We start from the raw sequence: 25,899 nt of genomic DNA on the forward strand, positions 1-25,899 counted from the left end.
CAGGTCTGCGCCCGCGCACTACTGTGGGTTTTATGCGAATCGCGATGCTGACCAAGGAATATCCCCCAGAGATCTACGGTGGCGCTGGCGTACACGTCACAGAGTTGACTCGTTTCATGCGAGAACTCGAGCCCGTTGACGTGCATTGTATGGGCGCACCTCGCGATGAGCCCAACGTTTACGTGCACGGTGTGGATCCGGCTTTGGAGGAGGCGAATGCATCCCTGAAGACACTGTCTACCGGTCTGCGTATGGCCAATTCCTTGGGCGATGTAGACGTGGTTCACTCCCACACGTGGTACACCGGCTTGGGTGGCCATGTGGGCGGAAAACTGTGGGGAATCCCACACGTTGCTACTGCGCATTCGTTGGAGCCGCATCGCCCGTGGAAGCGCGAACAATTGGGTGGCGGTTACGAGGTGTCTTCGTGGTCAGAGAAGAACGCCATGGAACACGCGGATGCGGTCATCGCGGTATCCGCCAAGATGAAGCAGGCCATCTTGGATGCCTACCCGGCAATCGATCCGGAGCGCATTCACGTAGTGCTCAACGGCATCGATTCTCAGCTCTGGCAGCCGCGGCCTACCTTTGCTGCCGCTGTTGAAGAAACCGGACGAAGTGTCTTAGGTGAGCTCGGCGTGGATCCGAACCGTCCCCTGATCAGCTTTGTTGGCCGCATTACTCGCCAGAAAGGTGTGCCCCACCTTCTCAAAGCAATCCGGCAGATGGATCCGGAGATTCAGGTGGTGCTGTGTGCCGGTGCTCCTGATACCCCGGAGATCGAGGCCGAGGTCACCGAGCTGGTACAAACGCTGCAGGCCGAGCGTGACGGCGTTCACTGGGTTAAGAACATGCTGGACAAGCGCTACTTGCAAGAGATCCTCACGGCCTCAGATGCGTTTTTGTGCCCGTCGATCTACGAACCGCTGGGCATCGTCAACCTGGAGGCCATGGCTTGTGGCACTGCTGTTATCGCCTCGGACGTCGGCGGTATTCCCGAGGTTGTCGTGGACGGGCAGACAGGAATCCTCTGCCACTACGAAGAATCCGATCCTGAAGGGTTCGAACGCAGTCTCGCCGAAGCCACCAACGCCCTCGTCGGGGACTCTGCCAAGGCCAAGGCATTCGGCGAGGCGGGGCGCGAGCGAGCCGTCACCACGTTCTCTTGGGAGAACATCGCTGAGCAAACCATCGAGGTCTACCGCTCCCTGATGTAGATTTCGCTGGTACAAAAGACGGTATGTCAACTTCCTCTGTTCAGCCCCAAGCAGAAACCTCCACCAGCCGTCCGGAACTTCACGTCACCGCGGAGCTGGGTGTTTTGGAAGCACCCGCTGGAGCGATAGTTGCCGATGGAAACCTCCACGTCTTCCACCAGTTCCGCCCCCGCGCGGACGAAGGATCCCGTTGGGCTCACCAAGTGGCCTCCGAGGTTCCTTATGACTGGGATGTTTGCGATGACGTGCTCACTCCTGCAGGCAACGAGGTGGATGTCCTCGCCGGTTCGTCCGTTTTGTTGTCCGCAGACCCTCAGGCGGCAGGCTCCGAGGACAACAATGCGGTGGAACTGTTCTTCGTGACGTCGACGCCAAAATCAACCGGTTCCGCTTCCCCTGATCTCTTGGGCAATCGCATCCACCACGGGGATCGGAGCGATCGTTCATTCCAGATTCAGCGCGCTTACATCCCCGATGTCGCAGACATGCTGGATGTGTCTGATGATCCGACCGAGGCGGATAGCCGGGTGGAGCGCTTGGGTGCTATCGATATCGATGACAGCGCCTACCCCATCGAGGACTTGGTGACTCCAAACGTCCTCTTTCACGAGGGATCCTGGCTAATGATCGCACTGAGCCTGTCCGGCGAGACCGATGCCGAGATCGTAGTACTTCGCTCAACTGACCGTCAGCACTGGAAGGTAGTGGGCCCGCTGCAGATTGCTGGTGAGGCCAATCTCCCGGCGGTGCGGCCATTCTCACCCCGCATGGTCTCCATGACGGACGAGTCCACGGGCGAGGTTCGCGACGTGTTGTTTGTGACATACCCAGAAACCAGTGGGTCGTCTGAGTCCACCGGCTATGTTGTGGGCACGCTCCAGGAAGCGGAATTCACGGTGTCCACTGCGTACACGGTGCTGGATCACGGTCACAATTTCACTCGGCCCCGCGTCATTTCCGGCGACCAACCGCTCCTCTTCGGACTGGTGGGCGCGCATCCAAATCTGGATAGCTTGTGGGCTAACTGCCTGACCTCCCCGCGCTATTTGAGCTTGGTGGACGGTCACGTCTACCAAGACATCGTGGGAGCACCTCGCGCAGTCAAGGGATACTCCGATCGCGCGGTCATTTGGACCGGCCAGTTGGATTGCACCGATGGATCAGTGACTGCGGACGTGGTGGACAAGGAAGGCAATGCCCTCGTGCACATCACGCACGACCAATCGTCTGTCTCCGTCACCCGCGGCGAGGACGATACTGTAACCGCTCAGCTTGGTGATACCAGCTCCTCCAGCTTGGCTATCTTCGTGGATGGCCCACTGTGCGAAGTCTTCGTGGATGGCGGCGCCACCTCCCTCACCAGCACCATCCCCGAGGGAGCGACGGACGTGCAGGTAGAAGTCTCCGGTGAAGCCAGCATCATCAATTCCATGGTCACCGTGGGGCAAGAGCTGCTGCTCACCCGGGTGGGCTTAGATTCCCCCGAAGCCCAGGAACGATTCATGGCAGAAGCGCTGGTCGCCGACCGCGAAGTTGCTGAAGGCTTGTTCTCCGAAGACGACTAGCGCAGCGGCTTCAAGCGCGTAATCGCGGCGCGCGCCGTGACTTCCATCGAGTCCGGCAGCTCCGCGATGCGCTCGCGCAGCACGTCCGGATGGATGTGACGGGCCGAAGGGCTCATCCCAATCTGCGCGGCGATGGATGCCTGATCCAAGTTCATCGTGAACTCAACGATCTGTGAGGACGCCACGGGCTCCAAGTGGCCAGATGCCTGGGCAATCATGCGCTCCACCTTGCCCTTTTCCACGTCGATGATGCCCAAAGGCTCGCGCAGCTCAGCCAGGTGGCCGGCATCCGCAGTTAGCACCACCACCTCGCCCTTCGGCGAGAGCACGCGCGCGAACTCAGCGGCGTTACGCGGAGCAAAGACCACCATGATCGCGTCGGTGCTGGAATCACGCAGAGGCAGCTGAGACCATGCGTCGGCAACAACGGCACCGACCCGAGGATGCGCCGAGGCTAAACGCTTCGCCGCCGCAGTGGAGACATCCAAGCCCACGCCGCGAGAGTTCTCCACCGTATCCAGAGTGTGCGAGAGGTAGTAGCCAGTACCTGCGCCCACCTCCACGATCGCAGGGCGAGCATCGGCGCCGAGGGCAGCATCGTCCAGCACCGCTTCCACGTTGTGCGTCACGCTCTCCACGAACGGCGCGAAGTGACCGCCAGACAGGAAGGTCTCGCGGGCATCGATCATCGAGGCATCGTCGCCCGAGTAGCGCAGCCCGGATCCGCCAACCAACGTGACATAGCCTTGGCGGGCGACGTCGTAGCTATGTCCTGATTCAGAGACCACCGTGCGCCATTGCTCATCGCCAGCAGACAAATCCGTTCCATCCACTGGATCGGCAAGCAAGTCAATGACATCCGAAAGCACCGGCTGCACTCCTTAGAAAGTAGTAATGATGGGGCGCTGGTGAAGAGCCTCTAATGTGACAACCACTGTACAAGAGTGCGCGCGGCGAATCCGGTTCCCACTGGGTTAACCTCATCGAAGGTCGATTCCGCCCGCCCGGGGCCGGCGATATCCAGGTGGATCAGTGGCGTATTGCGGGTAAACCGGCGCAGGAACATCGCCGCGGTAACGGCACCGGGACCGCTCGGCGCCTGCTTAACGTCCGCGACCTGCGAGTCCACGTTGTCCTCGAGGTAGTCCAGCATCGGCATCGGCCACCAGCGCTCGCCCACGGCAGCGCCCCGACGCGCAACTTTCACGGCCCGCGACCACGTCGGTGCGAAGACAGCGCCCGTGCGGGTTCCCAGCGCCACCTTGGCCGCACCTGTGAGCGTAGCTACCGTCACCACGGTAGACGGGCGGAACTTCTTGCATCCGTAACTCAACGCATCGGCGAGAATCATCCGGCCTTCTGCATCCGTATTGGCCACCTCAGTGGTGATTCCACCGTAGTGCTCCACCACATCGCCCGGACGGTAGGAATTGCCGTCCACCATGTTTTCCGCAGCCGGAATCAGCGCCACGATCTTGCGAGGAACTTGGCGTTCCGCCAGCAGTTTGAATGCGGCAATCACGGATGCACCGCCGGTCATGTCGGTGCGCATCGTATCCATTCCCGACGCAGGCTTGATGCTAATTCCGCCAGTGTCGAAAGTGACACCCTTGCCCACCAACAGCACGGTGTTGCGGCGGCGCTTCTTGCCTACTTCTTCTGGGTCCCACACCAACTGGATCAGGCGAGGCGGACGCGTGGAGCCATTGCCCACCGCGAGGACTCCGCCGAAGCCCTTGGATTCTAGCCACTGTTCGTCGCGGATCTTGACCTTGACTCCAGCGACGTCACGGACAGCGCGCTTTGCCTGGTCAGCCAACCATTCTGGTGACTTGACGTTCGATGGGGTGTTGGCCAGATCGCGGCTGAGACACGTGGCTGTGCCCATGTCTACGCCTTCTTCCACCGCACTGTTCATCGCATCCACGTTCAGCGCAGAGGCCGCAACGATATGGATGCTGCGCACTCGCGCTGGGCGCTTGCGATTGGTGCTGACAAAGGAATGTCCGCCGACGGTCAGGCCAATGGCCAGATTGCGTAGGTTCTGCGCACTGGTGGTGGCGGGCAGGGAGATTTGTACCACGTGCTTCTTGGCGCGCACTGGGTGGCCCTCGATGATGGTGTTGATACGTCGCACCAGCGAGGCGCCCGCTCCACGCCAGCCTTCCTCAAAGAATTCTGGATTATCGGAAAGATCCACTAGTTGCGTCGGCTCTTCATCAACACCGACCTCCCACGTACCGTCGGCTTGCAACTCCACACCGCGAGCACCGGGAACGATGCGCACATCAATGACCTCGCTGCCCTCAATCCGCGTGGAGGGCTCGCCGTAGGTCACGGTAGGAACGGGCTGGGGAATGCTGGGAATCGGGGTCATTGTGCTTCTCCTCGGATCTCGATCGCGGTGTCCCGCGCCTCGTACTCAGCCAGACGCGCCGAAATGCGGCGCAGATAGGCATCAACTTCCTGCTGGTTATAGCCTCGTACAGCGGTGGCGAATCTCACGTTGTCCACGCTATCTGCAGACACAGGGGCCTGCTCCAATTGTGCGCGGTGTTCTGGCTCCAACGGTCCTCGGGTGGCGGGAGGCAGATCCTCGCCGCGCCCGAAAGAGGTGGATAGCAGGTAGGTGAGCAATGCGCCCACCAAAACAGCTCCGCCGAAGGAAAACAACCAGTACATGGCTCTTAATCTACCTGCCGGTTAAAGCGATCGATCTCCCGGTCCAATTCGGCGGACTCTTGGCGCAGCTCCTCGCGACGCTCCAGGAGATCATCCATACGCTGCGCATGGGCCTGCACGCAGAAATCCACGGCCTCCTTCGGGTCATCGGTGACGAAAAACAGGTCTGGGTCATCCGCGTTGATCATCTTCTCGTCCACCAGGCGGGCGCGAATCCAGTCCACCAGGCCGGACCAGAACTCGGTGCCGATGAGGATGATGGGGAAACGCTGGATCTTTTCGGTCTGCACCATGACCAGCGCTTCAAACATCTCGTCCAAGGTGCCGAACCCGCCCGGCAGGCAGATATATGCCTGGGAGTACTTGAGGAACATGGTCTTGCGCACGAAGAAGTAGCGGAAGTTTAGGCCCAGGTCCACCCAGTGGTTGAGCCCTTGCTCCATGGGCAGCTCGATGCCCAAGCCGATGGATAGACCGCCGGCTTCGTTTGCTCCGCGGTTGGGGGCTTCCATGAGCCCTGGTCCACCGCCGGTGATGGTGGCATAGCCTGCTTCCGCGATGAGCTTGCCCAGCTCCAAGCCGGTTTCGTAGTACGGGTGATCCGGCCTCACGCGCGCCGAGCCGAACACGGTGATGGCCTTGGGGATCTTGGCCAGAGCGCCGAAACCGTCCACGAACTCGGATTGAATACGCATGACGCGCCAGGGATCCGTGTGCAGCCAATCCACGCTGGTCTGCTCGCCCAAGAGGCGCTGGTCCGTGGTGGATTCCTGCTTGCTTCCCAGTTGGCTGCCGCGTAAGACAACCGGTCCACGTAGGCCAAATTCACTGCGGTTGTCCGACCGCTGGGCGTTGGAATCTTGGTCAAATTTCGGCTTGTCGTTCACTGATTTTTCCTCGTTCATGTTGGTGATTGTGTGCTCTGTCTAGGCAGTGGTGAGGAACTTCAGTAGCTGATCAGAAACGGTGGTTATCTGTTCCACGGGACACCGCTCATCCTTGGTGTGGGAAAGTCCTGGGTCGCCCGCCCCAAAGTTCACCGCAGGAATTCCCAGTTCGGTGAAGCAAGCAACGTCGGTCCATCCAAACTTTGGGTGGACTTGGCCTCCTGTGGCCTGCACCAGCGCCTGCGTGGCGGGCTGATCCAACCCGGGTAAGGCTCCGCTCGCCGTGTCATCAATCTCAATGGTGAATCCCTCTGCGGGATCTTCCGAGGTACCGATGCCGAGCACCTCGTAGGTGTGCGCGAGTGCTTCGTCCACCGTGCGGTTCGGGGCGAAGCGGAAATTGACGAAGGCCCATGCCTCGTCCGGGATGGTGTTGGTGGCCACTCCGGACTCTGCGACCACGAAGTTCAGCCCCTCGCGGTAGGTCAATCCGTCAATCTCCACTGCGGCAGCCTCATAGTCAGCCGCCCGCACCATGACGCGAGCTAGCTTGTGTAGGGCATTGTCACCCAGCCAGCTGCGTGCTGAATGGGCGCGCTGGCCGTGGGCGGTGACGCGCAAACGCAGCGTGCCTTGGCAACCCGCCTCGATCTGTGCGTTGGAGGGCTCTCCCAGCAGCGCCACGGAACCATCAAAGAGCTCCGGGTTAGTGCGGACCAACCGGTGCAACCCGTTGTACTTGGTGGAGACTTCCTCGCACTCATAGAGCACCAGGGTGAGGTCCCGTCGCAGATCTGGAGAATTCGCCAGCGTGGCAAATGCGTGAATGTAGCAGGCTGCGCCGGACTTCATATCCACGCTACCCAGGCCGAACAACGTCTCCTGGCCGGTTTGTTCGTCCACTCCGATGCGCGAAGGCAGGTTGTTAGCAGGCGGCACGGTATCGATGTGCCCGGCGAGGATCACACGGTCGCCGAGGTCGCGCTGCGTGCGGGCGATAATCGTGTGTCCTTGCCGAACCACCTCAACCTCTGGGATCTCCCGCAAGGCGGTCTCGAGGACATCGGCAATGACCTGCTCATTGTGGGATTCACTGTAGATATCCACGAGCGCTGCGGTGAGCGAGATTGGGTCATCCGTCAATGTCAGAGATCCGGTGCCACGGAACTGATGATAATCGGTTGGTTGCTCATTAGTAGCCATCGGGTTTCATCGTATAGATAAGCCAGACATCGCACATGGGTGACAGTGTGCCCCCGAATTTTTTGCGCGAAAACCTAACTTTTCCTTCAACGTCCTGCTCGTGTGCGACAATTCTCGCTATGACTACACCTACAGCAGAGTCTCGCGGGCAACTTGGCCACGGTCTAAAGACTCGACACCTCACAATGATGGGCTTGGGATCTGCCATCGGCGCGGGCCTCTTCCTCGGCACCGGCGTTGGTATCCAAGCCGCAGGTCCGGCAGTTCTCCTGTCTTATATCGTCGCCGGCATTCTGGTGATCTTCGTGATGCAAATGCTCGGGGAGATGGCGGCTGCTCGTCCGGCCTCAGGCTCCTTCGCCACCTACGGCCGTCTGGCCTTCGGTGACTGGGCCGGATTCTCCCTCGGCTGGCTGTACTGGTTCATGCTGATCATGGTGATGGGTGCGGAAATCACCGGCGCTGGCGCCATCATGGGTGAATGGTTCGGAGTCCCCGGCTGGATTCCCGGCTTGGTCGCCGTCTGCTTCTTTACCGTGATCAACCTGGCCGCCGTGCGCGGTTTCGGCGAGTTTGAGTACTGGTTCGCCTTCATCAAGGTGGCCGTATTGGTTCTGTTCCTCATCATCGCCGCAGGTCTGCTGTTCGATCTCTTCCCGAACTATGAGTCCCCGGGCATGTCCAACTTTGAAAACTTCATGCCCAATGGCATTTCCGGCCTGGCTGTCGGCTTGCTAGCCGTGGCGTTTGCTTTCGGCGGCATCGAGATCGTCACCATCGCCGCTGCTGAGTCCGAAAAGCCCGTCGAGTCCATTGCGGCTGCTGTGCGCGCCGTGATCTGGCGCATCTCCGTGTTCTACTTGGGCTCCGTGTTCTTCATCGCTGCGCTACTGCCTTCCGACTCTCTGGGCGAAGCATCCAGCGCTGCCGAGTCTCCCTTCACCCGCATCTTGGCGTTCGCTGAGATCCCTGGTGTGGTCCGCTTCATGGAGATCATCATCGTGATCGCGTTGCTGTCCGCGTTCAACGCTCAGATCTACGCCACCTCGCGTTTGGTCTACAGCTTCTCCCACCAGGGCTTCGCACCGAAGTTCTTCCAGAAGCTCAATTCTTCCCGCGTTCCAACCCTTGCGGTCATCTCTTCCCTGGTGTTCGGCTTCCTGTCCGTGGCTCTGCAGGTATGGGGACCGTCCAACCTCATCGGCGTACTGTTCAACGCTGTGGGTGGCTCTCTGCTGGTGATCTGGGCCATGATTACGCTCTCCGCAATCCGCTTGCGCCCACAGTTGGAAGCGGCTGGCCCCATGCCAGTACGCATGTGGGGCTATCCAGTTCTGCCGTGGATCACGTTCGTCATGGTTCTCGGCTTGGGACTGCTCATGCTGTGGGATGAAAGCGCTCGCATGCAGGTGCTCACGGTCGCTGTGGTCTTCGTAGCCCTGTCTGCTCTGGGCTGGCTCATCACCCGCGGGCGCACGGCTCCGGCCTACGATGATTCGCTTTCGGACCGCGTAGACACCTCCGCCACCTCTTAAGCGACCACCTCCCAGACGTCCCTGTCTCGAACATTCTGTAGGATTTCCCACTATGACAGCTGCAATTGGTAATGGATTCGCAACTCTGACCGAGCAGGGCACAGTCCTGGATGCGTGGTACATCAACTTTGATCTCACGGACAGCCCCGAGGGCTCCGTGGGATCCACCGTGGTGGAGCCTTCAGAGATCGACCCACAGCTGGCTGAGCTGGCTGGTGTGGATGAGGTTCGCCAGGTCCGCCGCGTTGCCGTGCGTACCGTCATCGCTGATATCGACGCAGCACCTGCCGATGCCTACGATGCCTACCTTCGTCTGCACCTGATCTCCGGTCGCAAGCTGCAGCCGCATGGATGCAACCTGGACGGCGTTTTCGGCCTGCTGACCAACGTCGTGTGGACCAATCACGGACCGTGCGCCGTGGAGGGCTTCGAGACCACCCGTGCGCGCCTGCAGGCTTCGCGCGGTGCTGTGAGCGTGTACTCCATTGACAAGTTCCCTCGCATGGTGGATTACGTAGTCCCCACCGGCGTGCGTATTGGCGATGCAGACCGCGTTCGTCTCGGCGCTCACCTGGCTGAGGGCACCACCGTGATGCACGAGGGCTTTGTGAACTTCAATGCCGGCACGCTCGGCTCCTCCATGGTGGAAGGCCGCATTTCCGGCGGCGTTGTAGTGGGTGACGGCTCCGACATCGGCGGTGGCGCGTCCATCATGGGCACCCTGTCCGGTGGCGGCAAGCAGGTCATCTCCGTGGGCCAGGGCTGCCTGTTGGGCGCTAACTCCGGCGTAGGAATTTCCTTGGGTGACAACGTGACCGTAGAGGCTGGTCTCTACCTCACCTTCGGCACCAAGGTCACCGCTCGCGGCATCATCGCCGAGGAAGCAGACGTGGAAGACGGCGGCCTGGTCAAGGCCTCCGAGCTCTCCGGCAAGTCCAACATCTTGTTCCGCCGCAACTCTGTTTCCGGCGCTGTGGAGGCCGTTCCTGCAGCAGGCCTCGGCGTGCAGCTCAACGCTGACCTGCACAAGAACTAAATTTCCCAACTCCCGAGCTGACCATCGGGAAGCTTCAGCTCCAGCCGCACTGCCCGCAGCTGGAGCTTTTTCGCGTCTGCATCCCAGAGGTCTGCGTCACGCACGTGGGGATATGTGTCATCGCCAGCAATCGGCATGCCCAGATGATTCATGAGCACGCGCAGCTGGTGCGTGTGCCCCGTGCGTGGCTCCAACGCGAACTCCCTGTCCCCCACTCGTGTCACCCACGTCTCGGTCATCTTTCCATTTGGGTGCACGCTCACGTGCGGGTTTCCTTTGTCCTTGCGCATTGGGAGGGTCACCCTCGTTCTTTTTCCCGACGCCACCACTGCCCCCACGTCCGTCCTCGTGCCCAGCACTGTGTCCACGTCCACTTCGGTTCGCGCTCGGTAACACTTGGACACTTCATGCCTTTGGAATTGGGTTTGTAGGAATCCGCGGGTGGGTTGGCGTCGAGAAAAAAGAAGAAGACCACCCGTCAACCGATCCAGGCGGTGCGCGGCGACCAGATCTGGCTCCTCGCGCCTAATGCGCAACAGGGTCTGCGCGGTGGCTCGCATGAGGCACCCGTTCGGTGTGGAGGGCAGGCCGTGGGGCTCGTCCACCACCAGCACGTCCGGAGTTTCGCCGACGATGGGGACATCACTGTTGAGCAGGTGCGGGGGCTCGTCGCCGGTGGTGGGATGAAACCAGGCGGGAATCGGATGTCCCAGAGGGGTGCCGGGTTCCAAAGGCTCGCCGGGGGCAAAGGGAGAGTCCCCGGCTGCAGCGGCCAGGTAGGCCACGCCGTCGTCCGGAACGCAGCCGGAAAGCTTCACTCGCTGGGCGGAAATACCCTGTCGAGGAGTGGGCGACCAGCGCTCAAGAGGCATCGGAGTTTAGCGGGAAGCCGCCCCGAAGGCCTCTGCAATACGTGTGGCGGCGGCCTCGATCTGCTGATCGGTGGCAGTCAGGCCGACACGCACATACTGGGCGCCATTCGGGCCATAAAACTCGCCTGGAGCACAGAGAATGCCGATCTCCGCCAAACGGGACACGGTCTCCCGGCCGTCGCGGCCTTCTGTGGCCCAGAGATACAAGCCCGCCTCGGAGTGTTCGATGGTGAATCCGGCCTCGGTCAGGGCAGAACGCAGGATCTCGCGGCGGTGCCGGTAGAGCTCCTTCTGCAGCTGCTCGTGGCCATCTTCCTCCAGCGCGGCCACCATGGCGGCCTGGATGGGGCCGGGGTTCATCAGGCCAGCGTGACGGCGCACTTCCAACAGCTCCTGAATGAGCTGCGGATCGCCCGCCAGCCAACCAGCGCGGTAGCTGGCCATGTTGGACGTCTTGGACAGGGAATGCACGGCGATGAGGTTGGTGAAATCTCCGTCGCAGACCTCTGGATCCAGAATGGAGCGCGGACGCTCCCCTTCCCAGCCGAGCCCCAAATAGCACTCGTCTGAAACCACTATGGTGCCGCGTTCGCGGGCGAACTCCACCATCTTGCGCAGGTGCTCCACACCCAAAACCTTGCCGTGCGGGTTCGCCGGGGAGTTGAGGTAGAACAGCGCTGGCGCAGAAGGCCCCAAACGAAGGGTGGAATCGCTCCGCGTCACCTCGGCACCCGCGAGCTTCGCGGAGACCTCATAGGTGGGATATGCCAGCTCAGGGATGACCACCTGGTGACCCTCGCCCACACCCAGGAGGGTAGGAAGCCAGGCGATGGCTTCCTTGGTGCCGATCACCGGCAGGACGTGCTGATCCGCGTCCAGTCCCGTCACGCCAAAACGGCGCTCCATCGCTAGAGCAGTGGCTTGGCGCAAGCGAGGCGTTCCCTTGGTCTGCGGGTAGCCCGGCACCGCCGCTGATTCCGCGAGTGCCAACTGAATGTTAGGAGCTACAGGATCAATAGGTGTACCTACGGACAGGTCGATGAGACCTTCCGGGTGAGCCTTCGCCGCTGCGGTTGCCTCTGCCAAGGAGTCCCACGGGAAATCTGGCAGCCGTTGGGATACAGGGACGCGGGACTGGGCCATGCTACTCGGCCTGGGGAGGAAGCTTGGCGATCATCTCGGCGTCGAAGTCCTGAGGACCCAACTTGGCCGCACCGCCCGGGGAACCGAGATCGTCGAAGAACGCCGCGTTGGCGTCGTTGTACTCTTCCCACTCCTCGGGCACATCATCTTCGTAGAAGATGGCCTCAACGGGGCAGACTGGCTCACAAGCACCGCAGTCCACGCACTCGTCTGGGTGGATGTAGAGCATGCGCTTGCCCTCGTAGATGCAATCGACGGGGCATTCTTCAACACATGCGCGGTCCAAGACGTCCACACAAGGCTGCGCAATGGTGTAGGTCATCGTCGTTTACCGACCTTTCTTTCGCTGAGCGTTTCGCAAAAGTGATTCGTCACTCCGTTCAGAGTCACCTGAACAGATCTGTCTATTTAGTGTATACCGCAATACTAAACCAGTGTCCTATTGTTCCACCGTAGGGGGGTCAAAGGAAAACCGAGTTAACAGGGGCAATGATCCACCCACCATGCCAAAGATCATCAGCAGCATGGACCACAGCGAGCCCGGCACCACGGTATCTCCACCTAATGGAAGAGCTGGCCACGCGGCGAGGATCACAAACCCGCCCACCCAGGCGGCCAGAGGAATTCCGGCGATCAGCTTATTCTCGGTCCACAGCAACGCCGTGGAGCTCAAGACATACAGCATGAACGGGGCAAAGAGGATCGGCCAGGGAACAGGAATATTGACCGACCCAAACGTCATACGAGTCCCGATGTACAGCACACACACGAACAGGCAGAACAGTGCGCCGATGGTCAGCCACGCGATGCCAGAAATCCGCTCGGCCTGAGTGGTGTCACGTCGTACCTGGGATTTCGTTGGATGCCCCCAGTTGGGTTCGTCTGTCTCTATGCTCATGACGCCTAAAACCGATCGATTCCAAGTTGTTGGACGGAATAGTCTTGGCTGATTCCCTCCGCGGTATATCCCACTGAATAGCATTCGGTATCCAGCAGCGGTTGGGCAATCAAATTACTCAGCGCCCACAGCATTGGCGAACCCTCTGGTACTGCAACGGTATGGGGCTGCGCCGGGCTGGGTTGTCCGTCCGCGAACCAGACCTGTGTGGCGTGCGCCCGCATGGCGCGATGCTTGGTTGCTACGTCCGCTGAACTTCCCTGCACTCGCAGCGACGTCTCGGACTTATCTACGCTGGCGATGTCTCCGTCCGCAGGAGCACTCCACTCCTCCGGAACGTGTGCTCCCTGCATACCGTCCTGCACATCCTCAGTCACGGTGCGAGGCCACAAGATCTGCTTAACCGACGGCACACCCCCATCACTGACTGCCGCGTGCGTGATCTTGTGGGCACGAATGTGATCCGGGTGGCCGTAGCCGCCATCCGGCGCATATGTCAGCACGATGTCTGGCTGTATGCGCTGCAACGCAGTAGTCAGGTGCTCGACTTGATGGTGGAATGCTTCCCCATCCTCCGGGTTGGCAAAGGCACCGGCGCGTTGTATTGAGTCAGAACCGGCCATGCCGGAATCTTTCCACCGGCCCACTCCGCCCAGGAAATCCGGCTGTGGCTGCGCACCCAAGGCTTCCAGTGCTCGCTCCAGCTCCGCAATGCGATAACCGCCGAGCAGCCCGGTGTGTTCTTCCACCAGTGCCTGGTAATCGCCAATGACTTCGCCCTGCTCCCCCATCGTGCAGGTCACCACGTGGGTGCGCGCCCCGCGCCGCGCTAACTGTGCGAGCAGTAACCCCGTCCAAATGGACTCGTCATCTGGATGGGCATGCACCGCCACCACCGTCAGATTGTGCAGGTCTTGTGACACTACTGCTCCCCTTCCAAAGATTCGCTCGATTCATCCAAATTGAGCTTCTTCCAATCCGGTGCGGAGACCATCACGCCGCTCAAAGGATCCGCCGCCCACTGTTCGAGCGCAGGAGCAGCTCCTTCGATCGCCGGGCCTGTGGCCACCACTTGCGTATCCCGCACCAAGGGGACCACGACGTTGGCCTGCGCAATGCGCTCATTGAGCTTGTCTTGCTGAGCGGCGAAGGCCGTTTTTCCTTCGATAGTGTCCAACAGACCCAGATTCAGCTCTTCACTGCAGTAGCCAGTGATGTTTCCGGACAATGGAATGAGACTATTCCGCTCCGCATCCGCACCCTCAGTGCTAGTTCCGCCCTGCTTCGGTGAGCAATAGAACTGGTTGAAGTAATCCGTGCTGCTCTCTGGGGTCTTCTGCCAACTCACTACGGCATCCACGGTTCCCTCAGGAATATCCTTAGCAAACAGTTCCGCTTCGTCTTTCGTCACCACGCGAGTAGTGATACCTGCGGAGTTCAACTGATCGGCAGCCACGCGTGCTGCTGCCACGGCCCGATCGTCGTCCGACGGTGCACCGATAACTACCGCCCCGTCGCCGCTGAGGCTACCGAGGGCACGCGCGGGGTCATTCGTTTGCTCATTCGTCGATTCCGTCGCCGCACCTCGGACCGCAGCCGCCTCAATCGGCGGGTTCGCTGGCCGGACCGTGTGGGTACTTTCCGTGGCTATCTGCGCGATGCGGTCTGGGTTCAATGCCTGCATGATCCGTGCGCGATAATCAGCCATAGCCATAGTTGAGCTGTGGGTATTCAACAAAAAGCTCAAATCCACGTGACGTTCAATAGCTCGATATTGCACGCCCGGAATCGATTCGAGGGCAATGGTGCTGATATCGCTGGGCTCCGAGACCATCATCTCGATCTGGCCGGTACGCAGCATCTGCATGCCCGTCGGAAGATCCGGAATCCGATCGAAAATGAGCCGGTCCGTGGCCGCGGGAGTATCCCCCCAGAAGCGGTCGTTCCGGCGCAGTTCAATGCGTCCGCGGCCTTCATCGATGCTGGTGACGGCATACGCGCTGGCAGAAGCAGCCAAATTACCGTCCATCATCGTGGCAAACGGCTGATTCTCAGCACCGTAGATATGGCTGGGCAGCAGATGCCGAAACAGCGACTGCCACCCAGCAAACGGTTGGCTAAACGTCACTTCGATCTTCCCGCCGGACACCGGCTCGATGGACTTGATCAGTTCATACGAGGCAGCTTCAGCCGTGGAAGGATTCTGCACGATCTGCTGGCGGAGATAGCGGAAATCGCTAACGTTTACCGGCGTGCCGTCTGACCACTGAGCCGACGTGTTCAGCTGATAGGTGACCTTTATAGGAGTCTGTGGATCGTTGGGAGTCACACTTAGAAGCAGATCAGAGTTCATCTCCCACGCGCCGTCGCGCAGGTTGTGAGTGCTGGGCAGAGTGAGATCTGCGATGCCCATCACCGTGGCACTAACATTGCCCGTCAGGTGCGGGTTGAGATTGCCGGTAAACGAGCCGATGCCCACATGCAGCTGCAGGTCATCTTTATCGGGAGGAGCTGTCGGCGGTGCGGATTCAGCGGTCGAATCCACCTGCTCAACAGTCGGAGCGTCACCGGGATTAGCTTGGCAGGCAGCAAGCATGACGGCCAGAAGTGGCGTCGCTAAGAAAACACCACGTCGTCGCCAGCTCACCCGAGCCTCTGCTCGCCCACCGTCACCAAAAAACGCTCCCACGCGCGTCTCACCTGCCGCTATGTCGCTTTAGGACTGAGCGGCCTGGTTGCGCTGCTTCTCGCGAGAACGAGCACGACCACGCTCGGTAGCGTTCAGAATCACCTTGCGGACGCGCACGGTGTCTGGAGTTACCTCAACACACTCGTCAACACCACAGAACTCCATGGCCTCTTCCAAGGTCAGGTTCTTAGCCTTGGCCAGCGTCACGGTGGCATCAGCCGTTGCGGAACGCATGTTGGTAAGCTTCTTTTCCTTCGTGATGTTGATGTCCATGTCCTCATCACGGTTGTTGGCGCCCACGACCATGCCCTCGTATGCATCGACGCCAGGCTCAACGAAGAACGAGCCTCGGTCAGCCAGCTGCATGAGTGCATATGCGGTGATCTGACCGGTGCGGTCTGCCACCAGGGATCCAGAGGCGCGATCCTTGATCTCGCCTGCCCACGGCTGGTAGCCAGCGGAGTAGTTGTTGGCGATGCCGGTGCCGCGGGTTTCGGTCATGAACACGGTACGGAAACCAATCAGGCCACGCGCAGGCACGATGAAGTGCATGCGGATCCAGCCGGAGCCGGAGTTGTCCATGCTCTCCATGCGGCCCTTGCGGGCGGCCATCAGCTGGGTAACTGCACCGAGGTGCTCTTCTGGCACGTCGATGATTAAGTTCTCGTATGGCTCGTGCAGGGTGCCGTCGATGGTGCGGGTAACCACCTGTGGCTTACCCACGGTCAGCTCGAAGCCTTCACGTCGCATGGTCTCCACGAGCACTGACAGTGCCATTTCGCCACGGCCCTGGACTTCCCAGGCATCCGGACGGTCGGTGGGGAGAACGCGGATGGACACGTTACCGATGAGCTCTTGGTCCAGGCGAGCCTTAACCACGCGGGCGGTGAGCTTGTCGCCGCCACCCTTTCCGGCCATCGGGGAGGTGTTCACACCGATGGTCATGGAGATAGCTGGCTCATCCACGGTGATGCGTGGCAGCGCCTGAGGATCTTCTGGATCGGCCAAGGTATCACCGATCATGACGTTATCGATGCCAGAGATTGCGGCGATGTCACCGGCGATAATTTCCTCAGCAGGGATTCGGGTCACACCGACGGTACGCAGCAGCTCTGCGATCTTGGCGGTCTTAATGTGTTGGTTGCCTTCATCGTCGTAGTGAATCCATGCAACCTGCTGGCCCTTGCGGAGCTTGCCCGCGAAAATGCGGACCAAGCCGATTCGTCCCAGGAAGGACGAGGAATCCAGGTTGGTGACGTGTGCTTGCAGAGGAGCGTCGATGTCTGCAGAAGGCTCTGGGAGGACATCGTAGAGAACGTTGAACAGTGGCTGCAGGTCCTCAGAATCGGGGACGTTGCCGTTGCCTGGGTTTTCGGTGGAGGCCTTGCCTTCGCGACCGGAAGTGTAGAGCACTGGCAGATCCAGCAGCTTCTCGGCTGCAAGGGCTGCGTCTTCGTCCTCGAGGGTAGAGGCCAGCTCCAGCAGCAGGTCCTGCGCTTCTTCCACCACATCGTCGATGCGCGCATCCGGACGGTCAGTCTTGTTCACGCAGATGATCACGGGAAGCTTGGAGGCAAGTGCCTTGCCCAGCACAAAGCGGGTCTGAGGCAACGGGCCTTCAGATGCGTCCACCAGCAGAACCACGCCGTCCACCATGGACAGCGCGCGCTCCACCTCGCCGCCGAAGTCGGCGTGGCCTGGGGTGTCGATCACGTTGATGATCAGATCCTGACCATCCTTGCCGGCTCCCTTGCGACGGATGGCGGTGTTCTTGGCAAGGATCGTGATGCCCTTTTCCTTTTCCAAGTCACCTGAGTCCATCACACGATCTTGCACTTCACCGTGGGAGTCGAATGCTCCCGACTGGTGCAACATGGCGTCCACGAGGGTGGTTTTGCCGTGGTCAACGTGTGCGACGATGGCGACATTACGGAATTCAGTGAGGGTCACAGATCCAAAACTTCCTGATAGCTAAAGCGGGTAACGGTTAAATGCTACTCTCTTCCGCCCCAAACCTCTCATCCGGAGCATCACGAAGAGGTAATTGTCAGGGGAATTCAGGAAAACCTACGGGAATTTACCGTTTCGCTACAGTTGTAGTTTTAGTAGTGATACCATATTGCCATAGCAACGAAGGTTGTTATCAATGTGACATTTGTTACTGGTGTGACTATTGTTAATTCGCGATATGTCATTTGAGCTGCACATTTGCTCAGCACTAGCGCGAATTCATACGCTTTACCCACGATTTTCAAAGGACATGAAAGGTTGACCGTGGCTATTTCACGACGCACCTCACGAGCAGTCGCTTCCATCACCACTGCTATCGCCCTGGCCGTTCCCACCCTGTTTGCCCCGGCAACCGCTGCAAGCCCACTCGATGAACTGGGTCGCCCCAACGAGCAGATCCTCACCCAGATGGAAAACCTGGCTGAGAATCCAGCGACCCCAGAGAGGCTGCAGCCAATCCTGAAGCGCCTGGTTGGCTTCTTCCGTGGCGATGGCGAGCCTGGCGTCGACATCCCACAAAACGGCCCTGTGTTCACCCAGTTTGGATGGCCAACCATCGCCGGTTCCTGCATCGACGGCAAGAACAACGCCGTCGGCACCGCAGCCGCCGTGCCTGGCCCTGCCGCACTGCCACTGCCCGGCGTGGGTCGCGGCGAAGTCAACTTCGTCTTCACTGCCCTGGGCACCGGAACCGTCGCTCAGCGCCAGACCACCCAGATGAACGTCCAGTGGGTCAACATCAACAACGGTCGCATGGGCACCACCCGCTTGGGCTACAACGGCATCAACCCTAAGGGTCCGGCAACCGTCAACGGCGCAGCCAAGACTGGCAGCGGCACCGTGCTGGCTGTCGTTACCGGTGGCGTGACCACCAACAATGACAACGGCCCTTCGAACTGCAACTTCCTGCCTACCGCAGCAATCATTCCAGTTCGCTAAGCACCCATGGCCGATCTGCACCCAGTCAAGCTGGAGTCATTTCAGATCGCCGAGCAGGTCAACGTAGACCCCAAGGGGTTTACTCACCCCGTGGATCAGTTTTCGATCCAGCGGGGCGCTTTGTATATGGCGCGGCCGGCTGATCATCCTCGATTCCACTATCTAGAATCCTGGCTCTACCCGAGTCTGGATATCCGCGTGACCTGGTTTCACTTTCGCGAACAGGCCCGCAAGGATGTGCCCACCCAGGAGATGTACGTAGACATCGCCACGGTGGACAATTCCGATCCAGACAATTGGACAACGCGGGACCTCTACATCGACGTGGTCACACATCGTGGCGGAAGGTTGGAAGTGCTAGATCTCGACGAGCTGGGCCTTGCGCTCGCCGCCGGATACATAGACGCCGAAGAGGGCAACCGAGCGCTACACGCCACCCAGCAGCTGTTGGACGGCATTAATACCCACGGCAATCTCCACTCGTGGCTATCGCGGCATGATTACCCGCTGGCCTGGCACCAGGACATTCCCCGCGAGTCCGACCACCCACCCAAGCCGTAATTCGATCGACTCGCCGAACACAAAAATAGCCGGCCTATCCACAGCGACTTGCTGCAGATAGGCCGGATTTGTGCGTTGAGCTATTAGCCAGCAGAGCCTAGGATGGAAGGCAATGACAGGCCGCAGATGTTCTGGTCACCATTGCTGGAGCCCAACTCAGGAGCGAAATCGCCGAAGCTGGAGCCGAAGTTCTGATCACCGAAGGAAGAACCCAAGTTCACGTCACCAACGGTCTCAGGACCAACCTGAACGTCTACCGGAGGCAGCTGAGGAGCGGGAGGCAACTGGAACAGCGGGCCGGTGATCTCGAGGAACAGGTCCTTGATTGGACCGGAGACAATTTCCTGGATTTCGAGGATGAGAGACATTGTGTACTTCCTGTCAAAATATGAACGGTATAAACATTTATCTACCGCGATACCCTGAGTTTTTGCTACACCCTACCGAAAAATTCTTACCCCCGGGGGGGTTTCTATACACCGCTTGCATGGCGAAACTAACTTTTTCATGTTGCGTAACGATTTGCATCAGGGTGTACACTTCCCCATTTCCTCGGTAACGACAAAGCCGGCACCCTCCTTCAGGAAGATCCCGGCTCGTGTTATTAAAAGTCCCTGCTAGCCGAGGATCTGGCGGCCCATGACCATGCGGCAGATCTGGTTGGTGCCTTCGTAGATCTGGGTGATCTTCGCGTCGCGCATCATGCGCTCCAGTGGAAAATCACGGGTGAAGCCGTAGCCACCCAGCAACTGGACTGCATCCACGGTGACATCCATGGCCACGTCAGAGGCAAAGGCCTTGGAGCCTGCTGCCAGCAGACCCAGCTTCTCTCCGCTTTCTGCCTCGCCGCGCTCAGCGTTGGACGCTGCGGTGTAGATCATCAGGCGCGCAGCATCGATCTTCATCTTCATGTCTGCCAGCATGAACTGTGTGTTCTGGAAGTCCGCGATGGCCTTGCCGAACTGCTTGCGCTCCTTGACGTAAGCCACGGCGTTATCGAATGCGCCCTGAGCAATACCCAAAGCCTGCGCGCCGATGGTTGGGCGAGTGTGGTCCAAGGTCTGCAGAGCAGTCTTGAAGCCACTTCCCTCTTCGCCGATCATGCGGGAGGCGGGGACACGGCAGTCCTCGAAGTACAGCTCAGCTGTCGGGGAACCCTTGATGCCCAGCTTGTGTTCCAGTCCGCCCACGCGGAAACCTTCGTCATCCTTGTGCACCATGAATGCGGAGATGCCGCGAGCGCCAGCATCTGGATCAGTCACGGCCATGACGGTGTACCAGCTGGAGCGTCCGCCGTTGGTGATGAAGCACTTGGAGCCGTTGATGACGTAGGAATCGCCATCGCGCACCGCGCGGGTCTTCATAGCACCGGCATCGGAGCCGGCCTCACGCTCGGTCAGTGCATAAGATGCCATCTCGCCGTTGGCGATATCTGGCAGCACCTCACCCTTGAGTTCGTCGGAACCGTTGAGGATCAAGCCCATGGTTCCCAGCTTGTTCACTGCGGGGATCAGAGAGGAAGATCCACACACGCGAGCCACTTCTTCAATGACGATGACTGCGGCCAGGGAATCTCCGCCCTGTCCACCGAACTCATCTGGAACGTGGATAGCGTTGAAGCCAGAGGCGTTCAGAGCCTTGAGAGCCTCTTCCGGAAAGCGCTCGTTTTCATCAACATCCGCAGCATAAGGAGCAATTTCCTGCTCTACGAGGCCACGGATGGCGCTGCGCAGCTCCAGGTACTCGTCGGGAAGGCGGAAGGGCTCGAAATCCGGGTTAAAACCCATAGTGGTGAACAACCTTTCGTAAGATCTGTCGTTTGTGGCCGGACAGAACGCCACCTGTCGAGGGTGCGTGTACCGGCAATTGTGCACGAGAACGGACGTACTCCAGTGTAGCCGGAGCGGCTGACGATATATTCTGTTCCCCGTTTCTTTATCTTTCCGCGCCATCTCAGCCGGTTTTCATTACAAATTGGAATCAATTTGCTCACTTTGCAGGGTGAACGCCCCTTTTCACTTTTATCCCACTGGCCCCTCCTATTAACGTATGGGACATGAATACACGGTTGCAGTCCGTTTCCTCCTCACCCAGCACAGCCCCTCGTGCCAAGCGCCCCGTGCGTTCCACTCGGAAGGCAGCGCTGGTTTTCGCCGCACTCACCGCCTCATCGAGCACCGCTTTGGCCGCTTGCTTCCCCGAAGATGGCACGAACTCAGATTCTTCGTCTGAGTCCACCCAGTCTGCCGAGTCTTCCGATGCACAAACCAATGCAGCGCTGACAGCACAGGGCGGTCAGGCGTCGGAAACAAACGATGACAACATCTGCGCCACCAACGCCCTCGATATCACCACGACCGAGCCACACGGCGCCGCCGGATCCACTTTGTTTTCCATCAAGTTCACCAATAAGGGCGATGCCCCGTGTGTCCTCAACGGCTTCCCCGGCGTCTCTTTGGTGACAGATAACAACGGAACTCAGCTGGGCGCCTCGGCGACGCGGGAAAGGAATGTTGAGTACCAGCCGGTGACCATCGACAAGGGTCAATCTGCAACCGCGGACCTGAAGGTCACCTCCACCGGCCCGCTGGATCCTTCCGAGTGTGATCCCACCAAGGCGGACGGACTGCGCGTCTACCCTCCAGCGCAGACCTCTGCTGCTTTTATTGCTATGGAAAACCTCGAAGGTTGTGCCGGCGATGTGCCAGTATTAAGCATTCAGCCTGTCGTCGAATCTGAGTAGTTCCCGCTACTTCACTTGTGCGCCGGGTGCTTGCCCTTGGCGTCGACGATATTTGAGGAACAACCCGCACATCATGCCCACCGTCAAGTCCCGTTCTCCGTGGGTATGGCTCACGGCCATTGCGATCGCCGCGCTGTGCCTGCGGATTTATCAACTCTCGCAACGCACGTTCTATTGGGATGACTTGGTTATTCCGGCTCGCTTCCGGGACGCGAGCTTCACGGATTTCTTCCAGTCTTACGACGGTCATGTGATGCCGGGCGCGATCGGCATTCAGGTTCTGGCTGATGCGATTGCCCCGCTGAATTTTGTGTTTCCAGCGTGCGTCATCGTGGTGATGACCGCGGCGACGTATGGCTTTTTTGCCGCCGCGTTGACTCGGCTGTTCCCGCGGCAGAAGTCTCGTGACCTGCGCGGACTGTACACGCTGACGTTCGTGGCGTTAACATTCTCGCCGTTTTTGATGACCGCCTCCGGCTGGTGGTCCGCGGCTCTAAATTCTTTGGGCTGGCAGCTGGGCTTTGCGGTGACTTTGTGGTGCGCCAGCATCGCCGTGAATTCTCCTCACCGCCTGGTGTGGCCCTCAGTAGTGGCTTCCCTCGCCGTCTTGGGCGCTCTGACGCTATCCGAAAAGTCCTTGTCCATCGCTCCGCTGGTGGCCTTTACCGTGTGGATAATGCATCGTCGCATCAACTGGCTGTTCTGGTTGGGCCCGCTTGCATTGTCTATCGCGTGGGCCTTTGTCGTCTTTAGCAACACCACCGTGTTCCGTTCGGATTCCCCGCAAAACCTGATGGATTTCCTGCCCGAGACTCTGGGCAAAGCCGTGATACCGGGAATGCTGGGCGGCCCGTGGGTCTGGGAAAGGTGGACTCCATCGCAGGCCTTTGCGAGCCCTCCCACCTGGCTGCTGATATTGGCGGTGGTTGTGGCAGCGGTCCTGGTCATCGGATGGGTGTTTCGGCGCCCTCGCCGCGGTGCAGAGTTGGTTGTTTCCTTGGCCTTTTTCATGGTCCTGATGTGGGTGTTGGGCAATGCGCGCACGGGCCCTGGTGCTGCCGACTTGCTGACGCGTACGCTGCACTATTACGCCGAGTGGTGGACGTTGAGCGTCCTGATTCTGGCCGCGGGAACGTATCGTTGGCCTTCTTCCCGACGTCACCTCCCCCACCTACGCATTGTTCTCGCAATCCTGCTCGCTGTTTCTTCCACGATCACCACGGTGTCCTGGGTCAACGCGTGGAAGGATGACCCCACAGGTGACTATCTAGCGAACCTCCAGCGTTCTCTCGACCAGACTCAAGAACCAATCCTGGATCAGCCGGTTCCGCTGGAAGTGCTCACTCCGCTGATGCATCCCTACAACACCATTTACTCGGTCACGGGCAAGGAGAAGGAAAACCTCACCACTCGCCCGCAGGTCATCGATGTGCAGGGCAATGTAGTGCCCGCGGCGGTTTTGCCTGCAGCACGCACGGAACACGGCGATGCTGAACAGTGTGGGATCCGCGTGCAATCGGGACAGTGGAAGATCGTGAAAATCGATAATCCGCTTCCATTTGGGCTGTGGGTGTGGGAGCTCAACGCGGTGGCGTCGACTCCAGGGACCACGATGACCATCACCACGCCGAACGGGCTGGAGACGGCCGAACAAACGAGATCTCGGGCTGTTACCGTGCCGGTCAGCACGGATCTTCAGCCCGAGTGGGTGAGCGTGCACGGCGGCGGCGGCACGATCATGGTTGAGGTTCATGGGCCGGATAGCAACGCCCATATCTGCCTGGGCGCGGGGAACATCGGGCCGATGGTGCCGCAGGGCTAGCCCAGGAACTAAGCCCAGAAAACTAAGCGCTGAAAACTAAGCCAGGTGGCTGCGGATGTAGTTGGCGGACAGGCCCGTTCCGTTCACCGCGACATAGTCGATGTGGATGGGGAATCCCGTGATCAGCGCTGGCGCTGCGACCAGCTTATCTGCGGGGCTCAGGCTGTTGATGGAGGTCAACGCCGCAGCCAGGTTGGTGTGTGAGGTCAAGATTGCCGTCTTGGCCAGCTGCTTTGCCACGGTCGACGTTGCGTGTGGCGTGTCGCAAACTATATCTCCACGGCGGCAGATGTCCACCACGCGGTCGGTCGCTTCGCCGTAGCCGCCGGGCAGCGCACCGAAGGCGCCTTCGGTGTAGCCAGGAGCTCCGCCAAGTTGTTCGACGCCAGGCACGCCGCGGTTCGGGCTCGCCATGAAGACAGCAGAGCTGAGTCGGTCAACGGGAATTGGTCCCCGGCCGTTGCCAATGTCACGAACCAGCAAGGAAGCCACGTCAGCTCCTAGGGAGTAGCCGTAGATGCTGAACTTGGCGTCTGGGCACTTGGCTGCATCGCGCGCGATCAGGTTCCGGGCGGATTTGAGGGCACCGTTGCGGACGGTCTCATAGTCACGGAATCCGCCGGGCAGAGAATCGAAGGACGCGTAGTGGTCCACGACTCGGCCACCCGTGGTGTTGCGCAGCTGCGGGCCCACGTCGGTGGTGTACAACCCGTGCGGCACGTTGTCTGGAACTCGTGCACTGGAGTTCGCTCCACCGGGAACGCTAATCACCATGTTGGCAGCGCACTGACGACTGCTCAGATCAGGAAGGCCGACATTGGAACTGCCCAGAGTCTGCGCGGAGGCGGAGGCGGTTCCGCCAGCCACTGCAGTGACGGCGAGAGCAAGACTAGCGCACGCTCGCGCAAAACGGTGCTTCATGTGTGATCCGATCATGGGTTTCTAATTTTTCCTCTTCAAATCGAGTTAATAATAGATGCAGTTGCGACTAAGCGCGAGGAGAGGAAGTAAATCTGTGACAGATTCCTCTCTTTAAGGGGACATCATTGGCCCTCTGGAGACCCGTTGGTGCCCAAGAGCCACAGTTAATGCCGTATCTTTAAACGGATTGCACTCCCCTGTTGTAAGAATTTTCGGAGATCGGAGCACTTGCCCATGGCCATTGGTCTAGCCGCCTTACTCGACGATGTGGCACTCATCGCAAAAACCGCCGCTGCCAGCGTGGATGACGTGGGTCTGGCAGTGGGCAAAACTTCCGCGAAAGCTGCCGGTGTGGTGGTCGACGATGCTGCAGTAACTCCTCGCTTCGTCGCGGGAGTCAAGCCCAACCGCGAACTACCCATTATCTGGAAGATCACCAAGGGCAGTCTGCGCAACAAGCTGCTGATCATTCTGCCGATCGCCCTGATTCTGAGCTGGCTAGCCCCGTGGGCTCTGACTCCCCTGCTGATGTGTGGTGGCACGTATCTGTGTTTCGAAGGCGCGGAGAAGATTCTGGAAAAGCTCCTGCACAAAGGAGCCGCAGAAGATGTGGAAGAGGAAAAAGCGGCCAAGCCAGAATCGGAGATTGTCCGAGGCGCGGTGACCACGGACTTCATTCTGTCTGCGGAAATCATGGTCATCTCGCTCAACGAGGTAGCAGACCAGCCTTTCCTCAACCGCGCTGTGGTCCTCGCCATCGTCGGCTTGCTGATCACTCTGGTGGTGTACGGAGCAGTCAGCGCGTTAGTGAAGATGGATGATATCGGATTGGCCATGGCGCAGCGGGACTCGGAATTCTCGCAGAAGTTCGGACGTGGCCTAGTTAAGGGCATGCCCTATGTCCTGCAGATCATCGCGGTGATTGGTACAGCTGCCATGCTATGGGTTGGCGGCCATATTCTGGTCGAAGGACTCTACGAGCTGTTCTGGCACTGGCCGCACGAGATGATTCACCATGCGGAGGAAGCGGTTGGTTCCAATGCAGCCCTGCAGTGGATCGTGAATACATTCTTTTCGATGATTTTCGGATTTATCGTGGGTAGTATCGTGGTCGCGATCGTGCACTTCTTGCCTTTCACAAGCAACAAGCACGAAGAATAAGTTGCAGGATTAACC

The 25,899-nt window shown here is 59.6% G+C and carries 24 protein-coding genes; 9 read left to right on the forward strand and 15 right to left on the reverse strand.

The genetic code is table 11. The annotated features are described in order from the left end of the window. The first annotated feature begins 32 nt into the window (after positions 1 to 32). Positions 33 to 1,217, forward strand: a complete 1,185-nt coding sequence (gene glgA / locus CS919_RS00990) for a glycogen synthase (RefSeq protein WP_099297364.1) — start codon at positions 33 to 35, stop codon at positions 1,215 to 1,217. 23 nt (positions 1,218 to 1,240) lie between these two features. Beyond that, positions 1,241 to 2,782 (forward strand): glycoside hydrolase family 32 protein, encoded by a 1,542-nt coding sequence (locus tag CS919_RS00995; protein ID WP_099297366.1) that lies wholly within the window; start codon positions 1,241 to 1,243, stop codon positions 2,780 to 2,782. Here CS919_RS00995 and CS919_RS01000 read toward each other — a convergent pair. Genes CS919_RS01000 through dapE form a run of 5 tightly spaced genes read right to left on the reverse strand, consistent with a single transcriptional unit; the run spans position 2,779 to position 7,554 of the window. Then, positions 2,779 to 3,651, reverse strand: coding sequence for a methyltransferase domain-containing protein (locus CS919_RS01000; protein WP_099297368.1), 873 nt, complete (start codon positions 3,649 to 3,651; stop codon positions 2,779 to 2,781). The two genes, CS919_RS00995 and CS919_RS01000, sit on opposite strands and share 4 nt — an antisense overlap. A gap of 50 nt (positions 3,652 to 3,701) precedes the next feature. Further along, positions 3,702 to 5,159 carry a leucyl aminopeptidase family protein gene (locus tag CS919_RS01005; RefSeq protein ID WP_099297370.1) on the reverse strand — a complete coding sequence of 486 codons (1,458 nt, stop codon included), beginning with the start codon at positions 5,157 to 5,159 and terminating at the stop codon, positions 3,702 to 3,704. Continuing rightward, positions 5,156 to 5,464, reverse strand: a complete 309-nt coding sequence (locus tag CS919_RS01010; protein WP_099297372.1) for a DivIVA domain-containing protein — start codon at positions 5,462 to 5,464, stop codon at positions 5,156 to 5,158. Before CS919_RS01010 ends, CS919_RS01005 begins: the two co-directional genes overlap by 4 nt. A gap of 5 nt (positions 5,465 to 5,469) precedes the next feature. Then, entirely contained in the window at positions 5,470 to 6,369 is a 900-nt protein-coding gene (locus CS919_RS01015) for an LOG family protein (RefSeq protein WP_099297374.1), read from the reverse strand. A 21-nt stretch (positions 6,370 to 6,390) separates the two neighbouring features. After that, entirely contained in the window at positions 6,391 to 7,554 is a 1,164-nt protein-coding gene (gene dapE / locus CS919_RS01020; RefSeq protein ID WP_099297376.1) for a succinyl-diaminopimelate desuccinylase, read from the reverse strand. Positions 7,555 to 7,673: 119 nt separating this feature from the next. Between dapE and CS919_RS01025 the strand changes: the two genes are divergently transcribed. After that, complete coding sequence (locus CS919_RS01025; RefSeq protein WP_099297378.1) at positions 7,674 to 9,089, forward strand: amino acid permease; 1,416 nt, start codon at positions 7,674 to 7,676, stop codon at positions 9,087 to 9,089. Positions 9,090 to 9,141: 52 nt separating this feature from the next. Beyond that, the gene (gene dapD, locus CS919_RS01030; RefSeq protein WP_099297380.1) at positions 9,142 to 10,125 is read left to right on the forward strand and encodes a 2,3,4,5-tetrahydropyridine-2,6-dicarboxylate N-succinyltransferase; all 984 of its coding nucleotides are present in this window, start codon (positions 9,142 to 9,144) and stop codon (positions 10,123 to 10,125) included. Here dapD and CS919_RS01035 read toward each other — a convergent pair. From CS919_RS01035 to typA, 7 genes are all read right to left on the reverse strand, one after another. Beyond that, the gene (locus CS919_RS01035) at positions 10,122 to 10,997 is read right to left on the reverse strand and encodes a pseudouridine synthase (RefSeq protein WP_099297382.1); all 876 of its coding nucleotides are present in this window, start codon (positions 10,995 to 10,997) and stop codon (positions 10,122 to 10,124) included. The genes dapD and CS919_RS01035 overlap by 4 nt on opposite strands. 6 nt (positions 10,998 to 11,003) lie before the next feature. Further along, positions 11,004 to 12,140, reverse strand: coding sequence for a succinyldiaminopimelate transaminase (gene dapC, locus CS919_RS01040; RefSeq protein WP_099297384.1), 1,137 nt, complete (start codon positions 12,138 to 12,140; stop codon positions 11,004 to 11,006). A 1-nt stretch (position 12,141) separates the two neighbouring features. Further along, on the reverse strand, positions 12,142 to 12,462 hold the full coding sequence (gene fdxA, locus CS919_RS01045) for a ferredoxin (protein ID WP_099297386.1): 321 nt from the start codon (positions 12,460 to 12,462) through the stop codon (positions 12,142 to 12,144). A 117-nt stretch (positions 12,463 to 12,579) separates the two neighbouring features. Next, complete coding sequence (locus CS919_RS01050; protein WP_099297388.1) at positions 12,580 to 13,038, reverse strand: hypothetical protein; 459 nt, start codon at positions 13,036 to 13,038, stop codon at positions 12,580 to 12,582. 5 nt (positions 13,039 to 13,043) lie between these two features. Beyond that, the gene (gene mshB, locus CS919_RS01055; protein WP_234990693.1) at positions 13,044 to 13,961 is read right to left on the reverse strand and encodes an N-acetyl-1-D-myo-inositol-2-amino-2-deoxy-alpha-D-glucopyranoside deacetylase; all 918 of its coding nucleotides are present in this window, start codon (positions 13,959 to 13,961) and stop codon (positions 13,044 to 13,046) included. Continuing rightward, positions 13,961 to 15,727: an ABC transporter family substrate-binding protein gene (locus CS919_RS01060; RefSeq protein WP_143341734.1), complete on the reverse strand. Its 1,767-nt coding sequence runs from the start codon at positions 15,725 to 15,727 to the stop codon at positions 13,961 to 13,963. Before CS919_RS01060 ends, mshB begins: the two co-directional genes overlap by 1 nt. 27 nt (positions 15,728 to 15,754) lie before the next feature. Further along, positions 15,755 to 17,677 (reverse strand): translational GTPase TypA, encoded by a 1,923-nt coding sequence (gene typA, locus CS919_RS01065; protein WP_099297392.1) that lies wholly within the window; start codon positions 17,675 to 17,677, stop codon positions 15,755 to 15,757. A 324-nt stretch (positions 17,678 to 18,001) separates the two neighbouring features. On the opposite strand from typA, the gene CS919_RS01070 reads away from it, so the two are divergent. Together CS919_RS01070 and CS919_RS01075 are read left to right on the forward strand one after the other, a co-directional pair. Then, positions 18,002 to 18,676, forward strand: coding sequence for an Rv1157c family protein (locus CS919_RS01070; protein ID WP_099297394.1), 675 nt, complete (start codon positions 18,002 to 18,004; stop codon positions 18,674 to 18,676). A 6-nt stretch (positions 18,677 to 18,682) separates the two neighbouring features. Continuing rightward, positions 18,683 to 19,237: a DUF402 domain-containing protein gene (locus CS919_RS01075; RefSeq protein ID WP_099297396.1), complete on the forward strand. Its 555-nt coding sequence runs from the start codon at positions 18,683 to 18,685 to the stop codon at positions 19,235 to 19,237. An 83-nt stretch (positions 19,238 to 19,320) separates the two neighbouring features. Here CS919_RS01075 and CS919_RS01080 read toward each other — a convergent pair whose 3' ends face one another. Further along, entirely contained in the window at positions 19,321 to 19,605 is a 285-nt protein-coding gene (locus CS919_RS01080) for a hypothetical protein (RefSeq protein ID WP_099297398.1), read from the reverse strand. Between the two features lie 249 nt (positions 19,606 to 19,854). Further along, complete coding sequence (locus CS919_RS01085; protein WP_099297399.1) at positions 19,855 to 21,024, reverse strand: acyl-CoA dehydrogenase family protein; 1,170 nt, start codon at positions 21,022 to 21,024, stop codon at positions 19,855 to 19,857. A gap of 269 nt (positions 21,025 to 21,293) precedes the next feature. On the opposite strand from CS919_RS01085, the gene CS919_RS01090 reads away from it, so the two are divergent. Together CS919_RS01090 and CS919_RS01095 are read left to right on the forward strand one after the other, a co-directional pair. Further along, positions 21,294 to 21,980, forward strand: a complete 687-nt coding sequence (locus CS919_RS01090; protein WP_099297401.1) for a DUF4232 domain-containing protein — start codon at positions 21,294 to 21,296, stop codon at positions 21,978 to 21,980. Positions 21,981 to 22,053: 73 nt separating this feature from the next. Next, positions 22,054 to 23,802 carry a hypothetical protein gene (locus CS919_RS01095; RefSeq protein WP_099297403.1) on the forward strand — a complete coding sequence of 583 codons (1,749 nt, stop codon included), beginning with the start codon at positions 22,054 to 22,056 and terminating at the stop codon, positions 23,800 to 23,802. A gap of 36 nt (positions 23,803 to 23,838) precedes the next feature. Here CS919_RS01095 and CS919_RS01100 read toward each other — a convergent pair whose 3' ends face one another. Then, positions 23,839 to 24,738 (reverse strand): cutinase family protein, encoded by a 900-nt coding sequence (locus CS919_RS01100; protein WP_099297405.1) that lies wholly within the window; start codon positions 24,736 to 24,738, stop codon positions 23,839 to 23,841. Between the two features lie 219 nt (positions 24,739 to 24,957). Here CS919_RS01100 and CS919_RS01105 point away from each other — a divergent pair, with 219 nt between their 5' ends. Further along, on the forward strand, positions 24,958 to 25,884 hold the full coding sequence (locus CS919_RS01105; protein ID WP_099297407.1) for a DUF808 domain-containing protein: 927 nt from the start codon (positions 24,958 to 24,960) through the stop codon (positions 25,882 to 25,884). Positions 25,885 to 25,899 lie beyond the last annotated feature (15 nt).

Source organism: Corynebacterium dentalis, from assembly GCF_900232865.1.
Taxonomy (GTDB): Bacteria; Actinomycetota; Actinomycetes; order Mycobacteriales; family Mycobacteriaceae; genus Corynebacterium; species Corynebacterium dentalis.

Bases quoted from the DNA above. Each gene is read 5' to 3' on its own strand.
- fdxA (WP_099297386.1), bottom strand. From the start codon at position 12,462: ATGACCTACACCATTGCGCAGCCTTGTGTGGACGTCTTGGACCGCGCA.
- CS919_RS00995 (WP_099297366.1), top strand. From the start codon at position 1,241: ATGTCAACTTCCTCTGTTCAGCCCCAAGCAGAAACCTCCACCAGCCGT.
- CS919_RS01050 (WP_099297388.1), bottom strand. From the start codon at position 13,038: ATGAGCATAGAGACAGACGAACCCAACTGGGGGCATCCAACGAAATCC.
- CS919_RS01035 (WP_099297382.1), bottom strand. From the start codon at position 10,997: ATGCCTCTTGAGCGCTGGTCGCCCACTCCTCGACAGGGTATTTCCGCC.
- CS919_RS01025 (WP_099297378.1), top strand. From the start codon at position 7,674: ATGACTACACCTACAGCAGAGTCTCGCGGGCAACTTGGCCACGGTCTA.
- CS919_RS01015 (WP_099297374.1), bottom strand. From the start codon at position 6,369: ATGAACGAGGAAAAATCAGTGAACGACAAGCCGAAATTTGACCAAGAT.
- dapD (WP_099297380.1), top strand. From the start codon at position 9,142: ATGACAGCTGCAATTGGTAATGGATTCGCAACTCTGACCGAGCAGGGC.
- CS919_RS01080 (WP_099297398.1), bottom strand. From the start codon at position 19,605: ATGTCTCTCATCCTCGAAATCCAGGAAATTGTCTCCGGTCCAATCAAG.
- CS919_RS01075 (WP_099297396.1), top strand. From the start codon at position 18,683: ATGGCCGATCTGCACCCAGTCAAGCTGGAGTCATTTCAGATCGCCGAG.
- dapC (WP_099297384.1), bottom strand. From the start codon at position 12,140: ATGGCCCAGTCCCGCGTCCCTGTATCCCAACGGCTGCCAGATTTCCCG.
- CS919_RS01100 (WP_099297405.1), bottom strand. From the start codon at position 24,738: ATGATCGGATCACACATGAAGCACCGTTTTGCGCGAGCGTGCGCTAGT.
- CS919_RS01085 (WP_099297399.1), bottom strand. From the start codon at position 21,024: ATGGGTTTTAACCCGGATTTCGAGCCCTTCCGCCTTCCCGACGAGTAC.
- dapE (WP_099297376.1), bottom strand. From the start codon at position 7,554: ATGGCTACTAATGAGCAACCAACCGATTATCATCAGTTCCGTGGCACC.
- CS919_RS01090 (WP_099297401.1), top strand. From the start codon at position 21,294: ATGAATACACGGTTGCAGTCCGTTTCCTCCTCACCCAGCACAGCCCCT.
- glgA (WP_099297364.1), top strand. From the start codon at position 33: ATGCGAATCGCGATGCTGACCAAGGAATATCCCCCAGAGATCTACGGT.
- CS919_RS01105 (WP_099297407.1), top strand. From the start codon at position 24,958: ATGGCCATTGGTCTAGCCGCCTTACTCGACGATGTGGCACTCATCGCA.
- CS919_RS01095 (WP_099297403.1), top strand. From the start codon at position 22,054: ATGCCCACCGTCAAGTCCCGTTCTCCGTGGGTATGGCTCACGGCCATT.
- CS919_RS01010 (WP_099297372.1), bottom strand. From the start codon at position 5,464: ATGTACTGGTTGTTTTCCTTCGGCGGAGCTGTTTTGGTGGGCGCATTG.
- CS919_RS01005 (WP_099297370.1), bottom strand. From the start codon at position 5,159: ATGACCCCGATTCCCAGCATTCCCCAGCCCGTTCCTACCGTGACCTAC.